Source organism: Actinopolyspora biskrensis (genome assembly GCF_013408175.1).
GTDB classification, from domain to species: Bacteria; Actinomycetota; Actinomycetes; order Mycobacteriales; family Pseudonocardiaceae; genus Actinopolyspora; species Actinopolyspora biskrensis.
In genome coordinates this window covers 415,924-431,343 of sequence record NZ_JACBYW010000001.1, presented here as the reverse complement: position 1 = coordinate 431,343, position 15,420 = coordinate 415,924, and the positions used below count along the sequence as shown (strand labels likewise).

Here is a 15,420-nt window from a genome sequence, read left to right as displayed (position 1 = left end):
GGAAGGAAGACCCCGTGGACAGCACCCACACCGACGAGGTGTTCTACGAACCGCTCGGCCAGGGCCGGTACCGCGCGACCGAGCACACCGTGGGGCCGTGGTCGGACAAGGCGCAGCACCTCGGTCCGGTCGCCGCACTGCTCGTCCGCGAGATCGAGCACCACGCACCGGAGGCGGGGAGCGGGATCCGACGGGTGGCCGTCGACGTGCTCGGGCCCGTGCCGGTCGACGAGGTCACGGTGCGGACCGAGACGCTCCGCCCCGGACGTTCCGTCGAACTGATCTCCGCGGAGATCTCGGCCGGGGACCGGGTGGCCGCCACGGCACGTGCCTGGCGGATGCGGCGGTCCGACACGGCCGATGTGGCCGCTGACCACGCTCCCCGCCCGAGCGCGCCGGAGTCGTGCGGCCCCATGCCGCTACCCGGGGGGTGGTCCGGCGGATACGCGAAGGCGCTCGACTGGCGGATGGACACGCTCGCACGGGAGGACGCCGACGGAGTCGCTGTCTGGGGCAGGCAGCGGATGCCGTTGATCGCGGGGGAGGAGCCGAGCCCGCTGCAGCGCCTGTTCGCCGTCGCCGACTGCGCCAGCGGCGTGTCCAGCGCCCTCCCGTTCGAGCGGTGGGCGTTCGCCAACACCGACCTGACGGTCCACCTGACGCGGGAACCGGTCGGCGAGTGGATCGGGCTGGACGCGCGCATGGCGCTCGGCGCGGACGGGGCCGGGCTGACCCAGACCGTCCTGCACGACACCGAGGGCCCGGTGGGGCGCTGCGCTCAGGCACTTCTCCCGACCAGGCTCTGAACGGGACCCGCCGAGTCCGGTGCGCCCGTTCGGCCGTGGCAGCTCGCCGGGGTTTCGGCGCGGGCAGCGCCGAAACACACCATCCGAGCGGCTCGCACCGCCGCGGGATCAGTCCTCGTACGGGTCGTAGTTCGCGGCGCTGCCGTTGTTCGCGGGAGCCTGGGCCGGGTCGACCAGGGCGAACCTGGCTCCCGTGGGGTCACGGAGCACGGCCGCCCTTCCCAGCCGGGAGTCGTACGGGTCCACCCGCACTCGTGCGTGCGTCTCGACGGCACGGCGCACCGCCTCGTCGGTGCCGACCTTCGCCGCCACCCCGAGGTAGAGCAGCCAGTGGGGGTGCGTCTCCGCGTCGATGTGCTCGCGGATCATGCTCACCCTGGCCAGCACCGACTCCTCGCCCAGGTACCAGACCGAGTAGTCGAGTTGGTTCTCCGTGCCGAACTGGGATGAGGTGTAACCGAACAGCTCCTGGAAGAACAGATCGGCCGTCTGGGCCTTGATGGTCACCAGCTCGGCCCACATGAGCGTCCCCGGCAGCCCGACGTCGAACTGCCAGGAGGACTCCGGCTCGAGCAACCCGAACTCGGCTTCCGAAGGCCCCTCCAGGACCACCTTGGTTCCGATACCGCCGAGTTTGCTGGGCGGTACGGTGACGGTGGCTCCTTTCTCCTCGGCCTGCTCACAGGCCGCTCGGCAGTCACTCGTGGCCAGGAACAGCCGCCACTTCGCGGTTTCCGGGGCGTCAGCCGCGCGCAGGCTGGCCACCGGAAAGCCGTCGTGCAGCGCCACCAGGTGGTGACCGTTCTCCGAGTCGCGTCGTTGCTCGTACTCCCATCCGAACAATCCCGCGTAGAACTCACGTGCGCTGTCGAGGTCGGAGGTCACCAACTCGATCCAGCAGGGCGTTCCCGCGTACAGTTGCCATTTCGGCGGCGCCGAGTCCACAGGGACCACACCCATAAGGTCCTCCCCGAGCGGTTTCGCGATCTTTCGCAAACGCATTATCCGCCGAAAAGAACTCGCCGTGTGGCGTTTCGGTCACGATCCGATCACTCTGCGAGCCCCGCGCTCGGAGCACGACCGGGCCCCGCCGCGGCAGCCCGGAACCCGCTCAAAGGTAGCGGTAGACGTCCTGCGGGGACAGTCCGCGCGCGAGCAGGATCACCTGCAGCCGGTAGAGCAGCTGGGAGGCCTCCTCCGCGAGCTGCTCGTCCGACTCGTGCTCGGCGGCCAGCCACACCTCGCCCGCCTCTTCCAGAACCTTCTTCCCCTGGAAGTGGACGCCTGCGTCGAGAGCGGCGACCGTGGAGGATCCCTCGGGGCGGGTACGGGCACGTTGTTCGAGCTCGCTGAACAGCTCGTCGAAGGTCTTCACGACCCGTGATCCTTGCATCCCGCTCCCACCGGGAAGACACCGGCCGCCGGGCCGGTGCTCCGGCTCGTCTCAGCTTCGCGCGAACAGCGCGGCCAGCTCGTCGAGATCGACCCCTTCGAGGGAGTCCCGCAGCACGCAGCCCGAATCAGGGGCGAGCGGCACCTCGCAGGCGACCCCGAGGACCGTGCAGCCCGCCGCCACCGCGGAGGCGACCCCGGTGGGCGAGTCCTCGACCGCGACGCAGTGCGCCGGATCCACGCCGAGTTCCCCGCAGGCCCGCAGGTACGGCTCCGGGTCCGGTTTGTTGCGACCGTCCACCTCGTCTCCGCAAACGGTCACGTCGAAGGTGTCCGGCCCGATGGTGCGCAGTGCTATGTCGGTCAACGACCTGATGGTCGAGGTCACCAACGCCGTCGGGATCCCGTTGGAGGTCACGGCGCGCAGCGCGCTCTCGGCGCCGGGGCGCCAGCTCAGGTCGGACGCGAGCATCTCGGACATGCGGGCGATGACGCGTTCCGCGGCGGCGGCGATATCGGTCGGCTCCGTGGACATGCCCAGGTCGGTCAGCAGCAGGCTCATGCTGCGGGCCATGTTCGAGCCGACCATTCGAGCCCTGGCCGCGTCGCTGATCTCGGCGCCGTTGGCGGCGGCGAAATCGTCCATCGCGATCGTCCATAGCTTCTCGGAGTCGACGAGGGTGCCGTCCATGTCGAACAACACGGCCGCGGGAAGGACCTGCGAGTCCGCCCGCGACGACCGCGCGTCGCGAATGCTGGTATCGGACATCGGCCGGGCCTAACCGTACGCTCTTTCCGAGGCACGCCGTCCGGAGACCGCGTTCAGCGCGCGAAGATCGTTCGACATGGTTCCAGCCTAGTGGTTCGCTCACCGTGCGCAGCGTGTGGTGTGAGCAGGGCCACGAGCCACTGCGGAGCGGCCGGGACGGTCGGTTCCGGCCCAAGCTCCTCCCCGGCCGGAGCGCAGCAGCCGCGCAATCGCCGGCGGCCTCCGCTGCTAGGCTTTGATCGCGGGGGAGTTCCTCGGGAGGGCGACCATGAGCCAGCACCGGCGGCGTTCCACGATCGCGCGCCGAATCTCCTTCGTCGGAGCGTGCGTGTGCATGCTCCTCGCCATGCTGACCAGTCGCCTGGCCGTCGCCGACGGCTTCACCGGGCAATTCCCGTGGGCCGGGCACTGGGTCACCTCCGTCGCGCTCGGCGCGGTCTCGTTCGCGCTCGGCTTCTTCTACTTCGGCCGCCGGAGCGGCGACACCGAGTAGTCCGTTCCGGTTGAGCGCGCCGCCGTGGTCACGACCGCTGCGGCCAGCGGGCTCCGTTCTCCCAGTAGGTGCGGATGCTCTCCAGCGGGCGCCCCTTGGTCTCCGGAGCGAAGCGCAGCACGAACAGCCAGGAGAACGCCGCCAGCGCGAGGAAGATCACGAAGGTGCTCACGCCGCCTATCCCCTGCATCAGCGGCAGGAACAGCTGGGCCACGACCAGGTTCGCGACCAGGTTGGACGCCAGCAGCAACGAGGCGCCGAGGGTGCGCAAGCGGGCGGGGAAGCTTTCCGAGGCGAAGACCCACACCATCGAACCGAACCCGAAGTTGTACCCGGCCGTGAACAGCAGGATCGCCACGAATCCCCACACCGAGCCGGTGCTGAGCGACCCGGTGGCGAACACGGTGATCATCATGACGCCGGCGAGCATCATCGCGGCGATCCCACCGAGCAGCAGCGGGCGACGCCCGATCCGGTCCACCGCGAACAGCGAACCGACCGTGGCCACCAGCGCTGCCGCCTGCACGACGGCGGGCAGGCCCAGGATCGTCGCGTAGCCCTCGAAACCCATCTCCTCGAAGATGATCGGGCTGTAGTAGGTGATCGCGTTGATACCGGTGATCTGCACGAGGAAACCGATCATCAGGACGAACATCGTGGCCGTCGAGTAAGGCTTGCGGAACATCTCGCTGAGGTGCCCACCGCGTTCCGCGGATATGTCGGCGCTGATCTCGGCCAGCTCCCGGTCCGCGTCAGCGGCCGGATCGACCTGTCGCAGCGTCGCGCGAGCTTCCTCGTGCCGTCCCTTCATCAGGTACCAGCGGGGCGTGTCGGGTAACCGGATCAGCAGGAACAGGATGAGTATCGAGGGCACGGCCGAGAGGGCGAGCATGAGACGCCAGTTGCCGGAGGAGGCCAGGGCCCAGTCGACGAGGTAGGCCAGCAGGATGCCGCTGACGGTGGCGACCTGATAACCGACCACCAGGGCGCCGCGGATGGCTGCCGGCGCCGACTCCGCCAGGAAGATCGGGGTCACCACCAGTGACAATCCGATGCTGACGCCGAGGAAGAACCGGGAGATGTCCAGCCAGAGGATCTCGGTGGTCAGACCCGACCAGGTGGCGAACACGGCGTACCCCAGCACGACCAGCAGCATCGACTTCTGGCGGCCGATGGCCGTGGCCAGTTTGCCGCCGATGAGCGCACCGACGATGTTGCCGGCCACCAGGACCGTGGTGACCGTGCCCTGCATGGCGGGCGAGAGGGCCATCTCCTCGGTGATGAACAGCAACGCACCGGAGATGTTGCCGATGTCGTAGCCGTAGATGACCCCGAGCGTGGCCGCGGCCACGGCGATCTTCCAACCCATGGACGAGGTCACGCGGGACCTCGCCGCTTCGGTGGAGGGACTGTCGGACATGAACCCGTTTCCTCTCACTGGTCGGTGATGCGGTCGCTACGCGGTTCCGAGGTCACCGGCGTTGTCGTGCCGCTGAGCACCGCGAGCAGGCGCAGCGTCTCGTGAGTGATCGCCTCGCGCCCCGCGCCGAGGTATCGGCGCGGATCGACGCCGTCGGGGTGAGTCGCCAGGGAGTCCCGCACCGCCGCGGTGAACTCCTTGTTGAGCTGGGTGGCGATGTTGATCTTGCCCATTCCCGACCGGACCGCGGCGCACAAGTCGTCGTCGGCCACCCCCGAGGACCCGTGCAGCACCAGCGGGACGGTCAGCGCCGCGTGCAACCGTTCGATCAGGGCGAAGTCCAGCTCCGCGTCGCGGGTGAGCATGGCGTGGGAGGTCCCCACGGCCACCGCCAGGGCGTCGACACCGGTGTCGCGCACGAACCGCGCTGCCTCCCCGGGGTCGGTGCGCGCCCCGGGGACGTGCACCCCGCCCTTGCCGCCGACCTCCCCGAGTTCGGCCTCGACCCACACGCCGTTGTCGTGGCAGTACCGTGCGACGCGCTCCGTCTCCCGGACGTTGTCGTCGTAGTCCAGGGTGGACGCGTCGAACATGACCGAGGAGAATCCGAGCGTCACGGCGCTTTCCACCAGCTCCGCGGTTTCCGCGTGGTCGAGGTGCACCGCGACGGGGGTGCGCGCCGTCCGCGCGGTCGCCAGCATCGCCGCCCCGACCGGCTCCAGGGCACCGTGGTAGCGGACCGCGTTCTGGCTGACCTGCAGGATGACCGGGCAGTGCGACCGCTCGGCCGCGGCGACGACAGCAGCCGCGTGTTCCAGCTGGATCACGTTGAACGCCGGGCAGCACTGTCCCGACTCGCGCGCCGCGGTGACGAGGTCACCCGTGGGAACCAGCGCCATGGAACTCCTCCTGTCCGTCTACAGTGCTCACTCTTGCGGCACGGAGTTCGCCGCGGTAGTGGCTCTCGTCGATGTCGCCCGCCACCGGTGCGGCAACGGCCGATGTGGACGCGGCGACGGCCTCGCGCAACCTGTCGGGCCACCGCGTTCCGTTCCGCAGCCCGGCCGCCAGCGCGGCCACCACCGCGTCGCCCGCCCCGGTCGGGTTCCCGGGGACCGTCCTCGACGGGCTCGCGCGCCAGCTCCCCGCACCGGTCACGGCGAGCAACCCGTCGCTCCCCAGCGAGACCACGACGTCGCGCGCACCCAGCTCCCGCAGCGCCGTAGCGCCCTCCACGGGATCGGCCGTCGAGGTCAGTTCGGCGAGTTCCTCGGCATTGGGCTTGACGATGTCGGGACCGCCCGTCACTCCGGCGCGCAGCGCGTCCCCGGACGTGTCCAGCACGGTCGGCACCCCCTGCTCCGCGAGCATCGCGACGAGCTGGGCGTACTCGCTGCCCGCGACCCCGGGAGGCAGGCTGCCCGCGAACACCACCACGCTCGCCGACGCGCCCACCCGGCGCACGAGTTCGCTCAGCTCCGCCCACTCCTGGGAGCGCACCGTCGGACCGGGCTCGTTGAGCAGTGTGGCCTGACCGTCCTCACCAGACACGAGCGTCACCGTGCGGCGCGACTCCCCGGCGATCTCGACGAGATCACGGGGCAGCTCCGCGGCCTCGAGATCACCCCGGACGAGTGCACCCGTGGTTCCACCGACCGCCGCCACGACACGCGTCTCGTGCCCCAACCGGCGCAGTACCCGGGCCACGTTGACGCCCTTGCCACCGGCCCGCTGGCGCACCGATCGAACGCGGTGCGCGTGGTTCGGAACCAGCCGGTCGAGACCGTAGGTCACGTCAAGGGCCGGGTTCGCCGTCACCGTCACGATCACGACCGCACCTCCCCGTCTTCCGTGCCGTCCCACCCGGCTTGATTCAGGTGGTCTCCAGCACGACCGAACGGTTCAGGTGACGCGGCCGGTCCGGGTCGAGACCACGACGGAACGCGAGGGCGACCGCGAGCCGCTGAGCGGCCACGAGCTCGACCATCGGGTCCGCGCTGGTGGGCACGAACGCCGCCCCCGTTGCCCGCACCTCGTCGGCGAGTCCGTCAGGCGCGGCACCGAACATCCAGGTCGCGCGACCGTGCTCGGCGATGCTGATCGGACCGTGCCGGTACTCCAGTGCCGGGTAGGACTCGGTCCACCCGTTGGCGGCCTCGCGGATCTTGAGCGCGGCCTCGTGAGCGAGCCCCACGGTCCATCCGCGTCCCAGGAAGCTGATCTGCTCCGCGTCCAGCAGGGCGCTTTCCGGTGTCTCGGCGAGGAGCTGCTCGGCCTGCTCGACCACGCCGGTGAGGTCCTCGCCGTTGTGCGCCCGCAGCAAGGCCAGCGCGGTGGTCGCGAAGCGGGTCTGAACGACGGAGCGCTCGTCGCAGAACGACAAGTCGACCACGTGTCCGGCTCCTCCCGCGACCGCATCCGGGACTCCTGTCAGGACAGCAGTGGCCACGTGACCGTCCAGATCGCCGAGGACCCGCAGCACCTCGGTGGTCGTGCCGGACCGGGTGATGGCGACGACGCGGTCGTAGTCGCGGGTGCGCGGAAACTCCGAGGCCGCGAAGGCGTCGGTCACGCCCGCGCCCGAGAGCTCCCGGAGGGCGGCGTAGGACTGCGCCATGAACCAGGAAGTCCCGCAGCCGAGGACGGCAACCCGCTCACCGGCTTCGGGAAGGCCCTCGGCAGCGGTCGCCGCGATTCGCTCGGCCTGCCGCCAGCACTCCGGTTGGGTGGCGATCTCCGCCTGCACGAACGATTCCGCCATCACGCGTCCTTCCCCTGCCGTCGACTACCGGGTGAGGCGGCACGATCACACCGGCGCCTCGATCAGAGGAAACAGTAGGGTGCTCGAAATTGCAATGTCAATCGAAACTTTGAGCAACTTCAAGCATAAAGTCGGGCGAACCTGCGGAGTGCCCCGTCACACGACCTGGACCTGCGTGCCCTCGCCCCGGAAGGCGCTCACCAGCTCGTCCGTGGCCCCCTCGTTGGTGATCAGCGTGTGCACGCCACTGCTCCGGCAGATGCGCGCGAACGCGCGGTGCCCGAGCTTCGAGCTGTCGGCGACGACGGCGACGTGGGCGGCTCGCGAGGCCATGAGCTGGTTGATGCTGGCCTCACCCTCGTGATGGGCGTAGGCCCCCAGCGTGGGATCGATCGCGTCCACACCGAGGAACAGGAGGTCCAGCGTGATCTCGTCGAGAACACGGGTGCCCAGCGGACCGGCCAGTTCGAACGAGTGCTGCCGTGCCACTCCCCCGGTGACCACGATCTTGATGTGCGGGCGCACGACCAGCTCGTTGGCGATGTTGAGCGCGTTGGTCACCACCGTCAGCGACGGGCTCTCACCGCGTTCCGGCAGGTCCGTTCGGGTTGCGATCGCCCGCGCGACCTCGGTGGTGGTCGTGCCGCCGTTGAGACCGACGACCATGCCCGGTCGCACCAGTCGCGCGGCCGCGGCACTGATCCGCTGCTTCTCGGGGGCGTGCCGGGCGCTCTTGTGGCGCAGCGGGAGGTCGTAGGCGACGTTGGAGGCCACCGCCCCGCCACGGGTCCGCGACAGCAGTTGCTGCTCGGCGAGCTGGTCCAGATCACGGCGGACGGTCGCCGCCGAGACGTCCAGTTCCGCGGCCATCTCGTCGACGTCGACGCGTTCACGCTGACCGACGAGGTCGAGCAGTGTGCTGAGCCGCTCGTGCCGATTCACCTGACTCTCCCTTCCCGGTGGCCCCACCCGCGGAGAGCAACGTGCTCCCGCGCTCAGCGGACCGGCGTCGCCCGTGGACTCCTGTGGACGCTGCCGCCGAATTCGTCTGTTCGGACGATAGCAATACGGCAACACTCTGTGTGAAAGTGCTTTAACTAACGAGATATCAATCATTATCAATCAGGAGTCTGCTATGTCCGATGACGAAACCAGCAACGGGCCGCTCTCGCGGCGAGCGATGCTGCGCACCAGCGCCGCGACGGCCGCCGGTATCGGACTGACGGGTCTCGGCACGGCGCAGGCGACCTCGGCCTCCCCCGACGGGGAGGACACGGCTCCCGCGCGCAAGGGCAGGTCGATGATGGGGGTGCCCTTCGAAGCCCACGAGACCGTGCGGATGGGCATCATCGGGCTGGGCAACCGGGGCAGTGCCATGCTCACGCAGATCCTGGCCGTGCCCGGCGTCCGGGTCACCGCGCTGTGCGACGTGGATGTTCCCGCTGTCCGCCGCGCCGCCAAGGGGATCACCGACCACGGCGATCCCGCCCCGGCGCGGTACACCCGTGGCGAGAACGACTTCGAGAACCTGTGCGCCCGGGAGGACGTGGACTTCGTCTACGTCGCCACCCCCTGGGAGTGGCACGTTCCGATGGCATCGGCGGCCATGCGCGGCGGCAAGCACGTGGGGGTGGAGTGTCCGATCGCGCCCTCGATCAAGGACCTGTGGGAACTCGTCGACACCTCCGAACGCACCCGCAGGCACTGCATCCAGCTGGAGAACTGCTGCTACGGCCGCAACGAGATGCGCGTGCTTCGCATGGTCCACGAGGAGAAGTTCGGCACGCTGCTCCACGGCGCGGGTGGATACATCCACGACCTGCGCGAACTGCTGTTCTCCGACAGCTACTACGCCGACGAGTGGCGGCGGGCGTGGCACGCCGAGCGCGACGGAGACCTCTACCCCACGCACGGCCTCGGCCCGGTGGCCTCCTACATGGACATCAATCGCGGCGACCGGCTGGTACGTCTGACCTCGATGGGCTCCCCCGCGGCGAGTCTGTCCGAGTACCGGGCGCGCAACGTCCCCGAGACCGACGAGGCGTGGCACGAGGACTACGTCAAGGGTGACGTCACCATGAGCCTGATCCAGACGGAGCGGGGGCGCGTCATCCACCTCGTGCACGACGTCTCGAGCCCGCACCCCTACAGCAGGCTCAACCACCTCGGCGGCAGCAGGGGCGTGTTCGAGGACTACCCGACCCGCATCTACCTGGAACCGGACATGAGCGGGCACGAGTGGGGCGACTTCGCCGACTACTCCTCCTACGACCACTGGTTGTGGAAGGAGGTCGATCCCGGACCGGGCGGGGGCCACGGCGGCATGGACTACATCATGCTCTACCGGCTCGCGCAGACGATGAAGCTCGGCCTGCCGCCGGACATCGACGTCTACGACTCGGCTACCTGGAGCGCGCCGTTCGCCCTGAGCGCCGCATCGATCACCGAAGGCGGCGCGCCCATGGAGTTTCCGGACTTCACACGCGGCGAGTGGAAGACACCGCATCCGGGGGTCGACTCCGTGCGGCCCGCCTCCTGACCCAGGAGTCCTCGAGAGGAGCGCTGCCCCGAAACGCCGACCGCCGGTGCCCGTCGCCCGTTCCCGTGGTGCCCGCCGGTGTGCGGTCCACCGAGGGGACGGCCGGCGGACACCCACAGATCACTGATGAGACGCGAACATGACCGATGACCAGCACAGCACGGACGGCCACGCTGATCTCGTCGTAGCCGTCGACGTCGGCGGAACGGGGATGGCCGCCGAGGTCCTGGACCAGGAGAGGACCACGCACGCCTCCGCGACGGCCGCGACACCGCGGGGCGACGGCGCCGCGGCCACGCGGGCCGTTGTCGCTTTGATCGAGAAGGTGCTCTCCGCGCTGCCCGCGTCAGCCCGTCCGGCGGTACGCGGAATCGGGTTGGCGATTCCCGGTCTGGTCGACACCGTGCGGGGTGTCGCCCTGTACAGCGCCAACGTCGGCTGGCACAACACGCCGGTGCGTGATCGGGTTCAAGCAGCTCTCGGACTGCCGGTAGTGCTCCATCACGACGTGACTGCCGCCGGTGAGGCCGAAGCTCGTTTCGGAGCGGGACGTGGTGTGTCCGATCTGCTCGTCGTCGTCATCGGCACCGGCATCGCCGCGGTCGTCATCGGGGGGAACCGCGTGGTGCACGGCGGGGCGGGCCAGGCAGGCGAACTCGGTCACGTCGTCGTGCGCCCCGACGGCCCGCTCTGCGGCTGCGGTCAGCGAGGGTGTTTGGAGGCCCTCGCATCGGCCTCCGGCATCGCGCGCTCCTACACGACCGCCACCGGACGCGCGGTGACCGGGGCCGCGGACGTGTGGGCACGGCTCGGCCGGGACGCTGCCGCCGACCGCGTGTGGCAGGACGCGACCAGCGCCCTCGCCGACGGAGTGCTCACCGCGTGCACCCTGCTCGCGCCCGACCTCGTCGTCTTCGGAGGAGGACTCGCCGAAGCCGGGCAAGACCTCCTGGCCCCAGTGCACCAGCAGCTCACCGAACGCGCGAGAGTCGCGAGCGTGCCGTCCTTCGCACGCACCGAGCTCGGCCGGCGAGCCGGGGTCATCGGCGCGGCAGCGAACGCCCGGGACCACTGGAACTCCACCGGCGCTTCCACGAGCACCACCTGACGCGCGGGGCACCGCTCGACGAGTTCTTCCGGGCGGGCCGATTACCGGGGTGGGATTCCCACGGCATCGTCCTCCGCCCTTTCGAGGGACACTGCGTTACGGGCACCTGCCGTAAGCTCGGCAAGGAAGGGAGAGGTGATGGTCGACAAAAGCGACTGGAAGATCCAAGGGAATGTCTCGCGCGATGCTCAGGTCTTCCGCGAGGTCCTCGACGAGGAGGATCGCCCGGTGTTCGAACGGGAGTTCCGAGGCGCCCTCTGGGAAGTCGCCCGGGACTTCGACACGTCCCACATCGACAACGTGCTCATCCGGTGGTGGGGGCGTGCCGTTGACGCGGCGCAGCCGATCACGGACGAGGAGCGAGACGCCATCGCACGAGCCGAGCGCGGCGACTTCTCCAAGGTCTGGCAGCACGACACGGACGGTACGTCTTGGCAGGAAGACGAGAACGGAATCATCTGGCGCAAAGAAGAGAACGGGGCGATCCACCGCGAAGCCCCTTCAGGACTCAAGGAACATCACTGATGGCCAAATACCGGGTGATCTGGTCGGAAATCGCCGATGACGCTTACAACAAACTTCCCGCCACCAGAAAGAAGAAGGTCGATCAGGTCAACGCACGACTCGCGCAAGAACCGAAGTCGATCAGCGGGTACGATCCGAAAACGGATCGCTGGACGACCACGGCCGACAACGGGCTGATCATGATCACGTTCATTCTCAGCGAGAACGTGCTTCAGGTGAACGTGCTACGGATGCAGGATCTCTAAGCAGCGCTCCACGTTCGGAGAACAAGAGCGCTGTGGGCAACCCGGTGAGTGGTACCGACATCCACACGACCACGTGCTGAGGTCCTGAAATGCGGAAACGCCCCCCGACAGCACCAGGGGTCGTTTCACACCGTGAGCGGATCAGGCGAACCGGTCGGTTTTCACCGCGTCGAGGAACGCCTGCCACTGCTTCCGGTTGGTAGTGAAATACCCGGCCGAGCGGTCCTTGGTGTCGCGAACCCCAGCAACGGTCGGTGTGACGGTGACCTCAACGCAGTTACCACCACTGTTCGACCGCGACGACTTTCGCCACGTCGCGCGCGAGAGATCCACTGTGCCAACCTCCTAGGTCTGTGCCGTGTGCGCCTCCCGAATGCTACGTATCAACTCCAACGAGGTTGGCGCTGGTAGGGCTGTAGACCTCAGCTCATCCCCGACATACTTCAGAGCCTCCACGTCGTTGGGATCGTCCACGGTGTGCCCTCCCAACGGAGTGTCGAGAAATCCGACAGCCTCATTGTTGTCGAACGACAGCAACGCGAACGCGCCGGAAGGGCTGGCGTGCGCCCCGGCGCTGTAGGGGAGCACCTGAACAATCACGTTCGAAAGCTCACACCAGCGCATCACTTGATCCAACTGCTCAGCCATGACGGCGGGACCGCCGACTTCGCGGCGTAGGGCCGCCTCGTTGACAACCGCTCGAAGGCGTAGCGGGTTCAACTCCGTGAGCCGTTTCTGACGTTCCGCTCTGGCCTGCACCCGCCGTGAGATATCCACGGGGTTCGTCGTGTAGCGGCCCGCTCGGTGGATCTCGTAGGCGTACGCCTCCGTCTGTAGTAGGCCAGGGATCAGGTCGAGCTCGAAGTTGACCGCTTCGGTGGCGAAGCTCTCGAAGTCCACGAACGGCTCGAACCAGCTCGGTACTCGGTAGCTCTCCCACCAACCACGCTGCTCGGCTTGTTGACGCGTCTCGTCCAACTGGTTCCGAACGTCTTGGTCCGCTTCGTAGAGGTCGAGCAAGGTCACGAGCTCATGACGCTTGATCTTGGAGCGTCCCGCTTCGAGATGACGAACTTTCGACGCTGAGCAGCCGAGAACACTACCTGCGTCTTCCACATCGAATCCTGCCGACTGACGGAGCTTCGTAAGCCATGAGCCGAGCTGACGACGTCTCGCAGATGACATGCCCACAGCGTAGCCACGACAGAAGCAGGAAGATCGTCACCCATTCAGACGAACGCATCTCTGACACCGTCAGGGGCATATTTTGACACTGTCAGGATGTTGTCGTGTTGGAAGCATGAGCCAGGCAAGAAACAGCAGCGAATGAGTCAGGGTCGCGCAGTGCAAGCACCTCGCGGTCGGACCGAGGAGTCGGTCGTGCGTCGGTCGAAGGTGGGGCTGTTCTGCCCGGGGCAGTGCGATCGCGCCGAAGCTCCCCGACCCGTGATCGACGGATGAGCCACATCCGATCGTTCTGTGACGACTGCTCCAACGAATATCCGTGGCGCGATCGTGACCAACCCAGCTGGAAAGGATGAGCAGGCGTGAAAACGAGCGAGAGACGGCACTACTGGCTACCGGGGGGCGTGCTCATCGACACCCCCGGCGTGCACAACGACGTCGAGCGCGGGGAATACGCATTAGCGCACGGGGGCTCGGTCGACGCGCTGGTACTGACCACCACCGGTCAGCTCTACCTCTACCTCGACCCCTACACCCCCACCCAATGCCCGGAGCACGTGCGCGCAGGCCGCGAACCCGGTCTGACTGTCGTCCCCTGTTGGTAAGAAGATCCATCATGCTCGAGAACATTCGCGGCCAGTTACAGCAGATCATCGACACCGCCCCCGCCGACGAGTTGCAGGCAGCGCAGAACACGCTCGACGAGCTACTCGGGCAGCTGCACCAGGTCGCCGGAACCAGCACCAACCACGACGTGCGGCAGGCACTCCAGCTTCTCGGAATCGCAGTCGAGAAAGCAGGCGAAGCAGCGCAGGCAACGATACAGGCTGCCGAACACGTCCGGTCCTTTTCCGCTGTCCTGTAGGAGCCCGGCATGTCCGAGGTGCAAGAGGTGGGCAACACCCTCGGCGGGATGTTCGGACGCATCCCGCCCGAACAACTCCACCAGATCAAAGCCTGGATCGAGGAATACGCCCTGCCCACCCTGACCGAAGTCGGCGAAGGCAGCTCGTCGCCCGACTTGACCGAAGCGGTAGCGCTGCTCGAACGAACACGCGAGCTCATCGACGACGTGCTCGCCCTGAGCGAGACCACCCGAACCCACCTGATCAACTACCTCGCCGGACTCGGCCTCAACACCGACCAATCCCCGCTCAGCCTGCCGCACCCCTCGACGGGCTCAAGAATCGTCGACAAAGCGTCGATGACATCGGAGTGTGTCGTCAGAGCCCGCGATCGACTACCCGTGCGTGGTCGCCGTGAGCCCACCACCGGCTTGTTCGTCGACCCGGACGGCAACGAAATCGACCGCCGCAGCGGCGGAGCCGGGCGGTCCCCGTGGCAAGGAGGTGCGGAATCGTGGCAACGCGATCAGCACGAGAGGGAGGAGACACAACAGCAGCGCGAACAACGCTTGGAGAGCGAACTCGCTGACCGTGCAGGTGCCCTCCTGATTACCAGCGACCACTATCCCGAGCTGCCGCGCGACATCGGCCGTCCCGACGTCAGTACGCACGTCGAGACGAAGGCCGCTCAGATCATGCGAGAGCGCGGCAACACCAACGGCGTCCTGGTCGTCAACAACGAAATTTGCCGCGAGCCCTACGGGTGCGAGTTCGCCGTACCAGCCATCCTTCCACGTGGCTACACCCTGTACGTCTGGGAGCCCGGTACCGACCAGCCTCACGTCTTCCACGGAAAGGCGATACCATGACGACCATAACCAACGTCGTGACGGCGATCGTTGAGAACCGGCGACACTATGCTCAGACCGACAGCGAAATCACCGAGCTGATCCGCACGATCGTCGATGACGATCATGGCGACTGGCCCAGCTTGATCTACGTGTGCGACCGACCACTCACCGCCGACAACAGCGAACTCCCCGGACACCAACTACGCGTCATGGTGGAGCCAGGCACCGGATACGGCGCGCTGAATTGGTTCCAAGAGGGCTCGGACGGGGACGCCCGAGACTCGTTCAACCCTCACGCGCCGGACGATGCTCCTCGAATACTGTTCTCCCCACACAGCGGCACGGAATTTCGCCAGAACGCTGCCCTACCGATCGATCTGATACGCACCGCGATCGACGAATTCATCCACACCGGCCAGCGCCCCACCTGCGTCCACTGGCAGCTCGCCGAGTGGTACTGACATCCACACGACCACGCGCC

Annotated in this window: 20 protein-coding genes; 10 read left to right on the top strand and 10 right to left on the bottom strand. The window is 67.8% G+C overall.

From position 1 onward, the window contains the following. Window positions 1-14: 14 nt before the first annotated feature. Window positions 15-806 carry an acyl-CoA thioesterase domain-containing protein gene (locus tag FHR84_RS01985; RefSeq protein WP_179533687.1) on the top strand — a complete coding sequence of 264 codons (792 nt, stop codon included), beginning with the start codon at window positions 15-17 and terminating at the stop codon, window positions 804-806. Between the two features lie 108 nt (window positions 807-914). Here the strand turns inward: FHR84_RS01985 and FHR84_RS01980 are convergent, their stop codons facing one another. From FHR84_RS01980 to FHR84_RS01970, 3 genes are all read right to left on the bottom strand, one after another. Then, a complete protein-coding gene (locus FHR84_RS01980) occupies window positions 915-1,766 on the bottom strand; it encodes a VOC family protein (protein ID WP_179533686.1) in 852 nt (283 codons plus the stop codon). 151 nt (window positions 1,767-1,917) lie between these two features. Continuing rightward, window positions 1,918-2,199, bottom strand: a complete 282-nt coding sequence (locus tag FHR84_RS01975; RefSeq protein WP_179533685.1) for a phosphoribosyl-ATP diphosphatase — start codon at window positions 2,197-2,199, stop codon at window positions 1,918-1,920. 51 nt (window positions 2,200-2,250) lie between these two features. Next, the gene (locus tag FHR84_RS01970) at window positions 2,251-2,967 is read right to left on the bottom strand and encodes an HAD family hydrolase (RefSeq protein ID WP_246300089.1); all 717 of its coding nucleotides are present in this window, start codon (window positions 2,965-2,967) and stop codon (window positions 2,251-2,253) included. 268 nt (window positions 2,968-3,235) lie between these two features. On the opposite strand from FHR84_RS01970, the gene FHR84_RS01965 reads away from it, so the two are divergent. After that, entirely contained in the window at window positions 3,236-3,460 is a 225-nt protein-coding gene (locus tag FHR84_RS01965; RefSeq protein ID WP_179533684.1) for a hypothetical protein, read from the top strand. 28 nt (window positions 3,461-3,488) lie between these two features. Here the strand turns inward: FHR84_RS01965 and FHR84_RS01960 are convergent, their stop codons facing one another. The 5 genes from FHR84_RS01960 to FHR84_RS01940 form a co-directional block, all read right to left on the bottom strand. Further along, a complete protein-coding gene (locus FHR84_RS01960; RefSeq protein ID WP_179533683.1) occupies window positions 3,489-4,880 on the bottom strand; it encodes a sugar porter family MFS transporter in 1,392 nt (463 codons plus the stop codon). A gap of 14 nt (window positions 4,881-4,894) precedes the next feature. Then, the gene (locus tag FHR84_RS01955) at window positions 4,895-5,779 is read right to left on the bottom strand and encodes a class II fructose-bisphosphate aldolase (protein WP_179533682.1); all 885 of its coding nucleotides are present in this window, start codon (window positions 5,777-5,779) and stop codon (window positions 4,895-4,897) included. Beyond that, entirely contained in the window at window positions 5,757-6,710 is a 954-nt protein-coding gene (locus FHR84_RS01950) for a hexose kinase (protein ID WP_179533681.1), read from the bottom strand. Before FHR84_RS01950 ends, FHR84_RS01955 begins: the two co-directional genes overlap by 23 nt. 43 nt (window positions 6,711-6,753) lie before the next feature. After that, entirely contained in the window at window positions 6,754-7,641 is an 888-nt protein-coding gene (locus FHR84_RS01945; RefSeq protein ID WP_179533680.1) for an SIS domain-containing protein, read from the bottom strand. Window positions 7,642-7,797: 156 nt separating this feature from the next. Continuing rightward, window positions 7,798-8,583, bottom strand: coding sequence for a DeoR family transcriptional regulator (locus FHR84_RS01940; RefSeq protein ID WP_179533679.1), 786 nt, complete (start codon window positions 8,581-8,583; stop codon window positions 7,798-7,800). A gap of 193 nt (window positions 8,584-8,776) precedes the next feature. Between FHR84_RS01940 and FHR84_RS01935 the strand changes: the two genes are divergently transcribed. From FHR84_RS01935 to FHR84_RS01920, 4 genes are all read left to right on the top strand, one after another. Next, on the top strand, window positions 8,777-10,180 hold the full coding sequence (locus FHR84_RS01935; protein ID WP_179533678.1) for a Gfo/Idh/MocA family protein: 1,404 nt from the start codon (window positions 8,777-8,779) through the stop codon (window positions 10,178-10,180). Between the two features lie 139 nt (window positions 10,181-10,319). Next, window positions 10,320-11,288, top strand: coding sequence for an ROK family protein (locus FHR84_RS01930; RefSeq protein WP_179533677.1), 969 nt, complete (start codon window positions 10,320-10,322; stop codon window positions 11,286-11,288). Between the two features lie 138 nt (window positions 11,289-11,426). After that, window positions 11,427-11,813, top strand: a complete 387-nt coding sequence (locus tag FHR84_RS01925) for a DUF6247 family protein (protein ID WP_179533676.1) — start codon at window positions 11,427-11,429, stop codon at window positions 11,811-11,813. After that, window positions 11,813-12,058, top strand: a complete 246-nt coding sequence (locus tag FHR84_RS01920) for a hypothetical protein (RefSeq protein WP_179533675.1) — start codon at window positions 11,813-11,815, stop codon at window positions 12,056-12,058. The genes FHR84_RS01925 and FHR84_RS01920 overlap by 1 nt, the downstream gene beginning before the upstream one ends. A 141-nt stretch (window positions 12,059-12,199) precedes the next feature. Here FHR84_RS01920 and FHR84_RS01915 read toward each other — a convergent pair whose 3' ends face one another. Further along, on the bottom strand, window positions 12,200-12,391 hold the full coding sequence (locus tag FHR84_RS01915) for a DUF397 domain-containing protein (protein ID WP_017975864.1): 192 nt from the start codon (window positions 12,389-12,391) through the stop codon (window positions 12,200-12,202). A 12-nt stretch (window positions 12,392-12,403) separates the two neighbouring features. After that, on the bottom strand, window positions 12,404-13,243 hold the full coding sequence (locus tag FHR84_RS01910) for a helix-turn-helix domain-containing protein (protein WP_179533674.1): 840 nt from the start codon (window positions 13,241-13,243) through the stop codon (window positions 12,404-12,406). Window positions 13,244-13,605: 362 nt separating this feature from the next. On the opposite strand from FHR84_RS01910, the gene FHR84_RS01905 reads away from it, so the two are divergent. From FHR84_RS01905 to FHR84_RS01890, 4 genes are read left to right on the top strand one after another with little or no spacing between them, the layout of a single operon-like run. Further along, window positions 13,606-13,848, top strand: a complete 243-nt coding sequence (locus FHR84_RS01905; RefSeq protein ID WP_179533673.1) for a hypothetical protein — start codon at window positions 13,606-13,608, stop codon at window positions 13,846-13,848. Window positions 13,849-13,859: 11 nt separating this feature from the next. Then, window positions 13,860-14,108, top strand: a complete 249-nt coding sequence (locus tag FHR84_RS01900) for a hypothetical protein (RefSeq protein WP_179533672.1) — start codon at window positions 13,860-13,862, stop codon at window positions 14,106-14,108. A gap of 9 nt (window positions 14,109-14,117) precedes the next feature. Then, window positions 14,118-14,957, top strand: a complete 840-nt coding sequence (locus FHR84_RS01895; protein ID WP_179533671.1) for a DddA-like double-stranded DNA deaminase toxin — start codon at window positions 14,118-14,120, stop codon at window positions 14,955-14,957. Further along, a complete protein-coding gene (locus FHR84_RS01890) occupies window positions 14,954-15,400 on the top strand; it encodes an Imm1 family immunity protein (RefSeq protein ID WP_179533670.1) in 447 nt (148 codons plus the stop codon). The genes FHR84_RS01895 and FHR84_RS01890 overlap by 4 nt, the downstream gene beginning before the upstream one ends. The last annotated feature ends 20 nt before the right edge of the window (window positions 15,401-15,420 follow it).

What these genes read in the sequence shown, in the direction of transcription:
- FHR84_RS01960 (WP_179533683.1), bottom strand. Translation starts at nt 4,880, where the DNA reads ATGTCCGACAGTCCCTCCACCGAAGCGGCGAGGTCCCGCGTGACCTCG.
- FHR84_RS01975 (WP_179533685.1), bottom strand. Translation starts at nt 2,199, where the DNA reads ATGCAAGGATCACGGGTCGTGAAGACCTTCGACGAGCTGTTCAGCGAG.
- FHR84_RS01920 (WP_179533675.1), top strand. Translation starts at nt 11,813, where the DNA reads ATGGCCAAATACCGGGTGATCTGGTCGGAAATCGCCGATGACGCTTAC.
- FHR84_RS01910 (WP_179533674.1), bottom strand. Translation starts at nt 13,243, where the DNA reads ATGTCATCTGCGAGACGTCGTCAGCTCGGCTCATGGCTTACGAAGCTC.
- FHR84_RS01980 (WP_179533686.1), bottom strand. Translation starts at nt 1,766, where the DNA reads ATGGGTGTGGTCCCTGTGGACTCGGCGCCGCCGAAATGGCAACTGTAC.
- FHR84_RS01955 (WP_179533682.1), bottom strand. Translation starts at nt 5,779, where the DNA reads ATGGCGCTGGTTCCCACGGGTGACCTCGTCACCGCGGCGCGCGAGTCG.
- FHR84_RS01900 (WP_179533672.1), top strand. Translation starts at nt 13,860, where the DNA reads ATGCTCGAGAACATTCGCGGCCAGTTACAGCAGATCATCGACACCGCC.
- FHR84_RS01970 (WP_246300089.1), bottom strand. Translation starts at nt 2,967, where the DNA reads ATGTCCGATACCAGCATTCGCGACGCGCGGTCGTCGCGGGCGGACTCG.
- FHR84_RS01895 (WP_179533671.1), top strand. Translation starts at nt 14,118, where the DNA reads ATGTCCGAGGTGCAAGAGGTGGGCAACACCCTCGGCGGGATGTTCGGA.
- FHR84_RS01930 (WP_179533677.1), top strand. Translation starts at nt 10,320, where the DNA reads ATGACCGATGACCAGCACAGCACGGACGGCCACGCTGATCTCGTCGTA.
- FHR84_RS01945 (WP_179533680.1), bottom strand. Translation starts at nt 7,641, where the DNA reads ATGGCGGAATCGTTCGTGCAGGCGGAGATCGCCACCCAACCGGAGTGC.
- FHR84_RS01890 (WP_179533670.1), top strand. Translation starts at nt 14,954, where the DNA reads ATGACGACCATAACCAACGTCGTGACGGCGATCGTTGAGAACCGGCGA.
- FHR84_RS01965 (WP_179533684.1), top strand. Translation starts at nt 3,236, where the DNA reads ATGAGCCAGCACCGGCGGCGTTCCACGATCGCGCGCCGAATCTCCTTC.
- FHR84_RS01925 (WP_179533676.1), top strand. Translation starts at nt 11,427, where the DNA reads ATGGTCGACAAAAGCGACTGGAAGATCCAAGGGAATGTCTCGCGCGAT.
- FHR84_RS01935 (WP_179533678.1), top strand. Translation starts at nt 8,777, where the DNA reads ATGTCCGATGACGAAACCAGCAACGGGCCGCTCTCGCGGCGAGCGATG.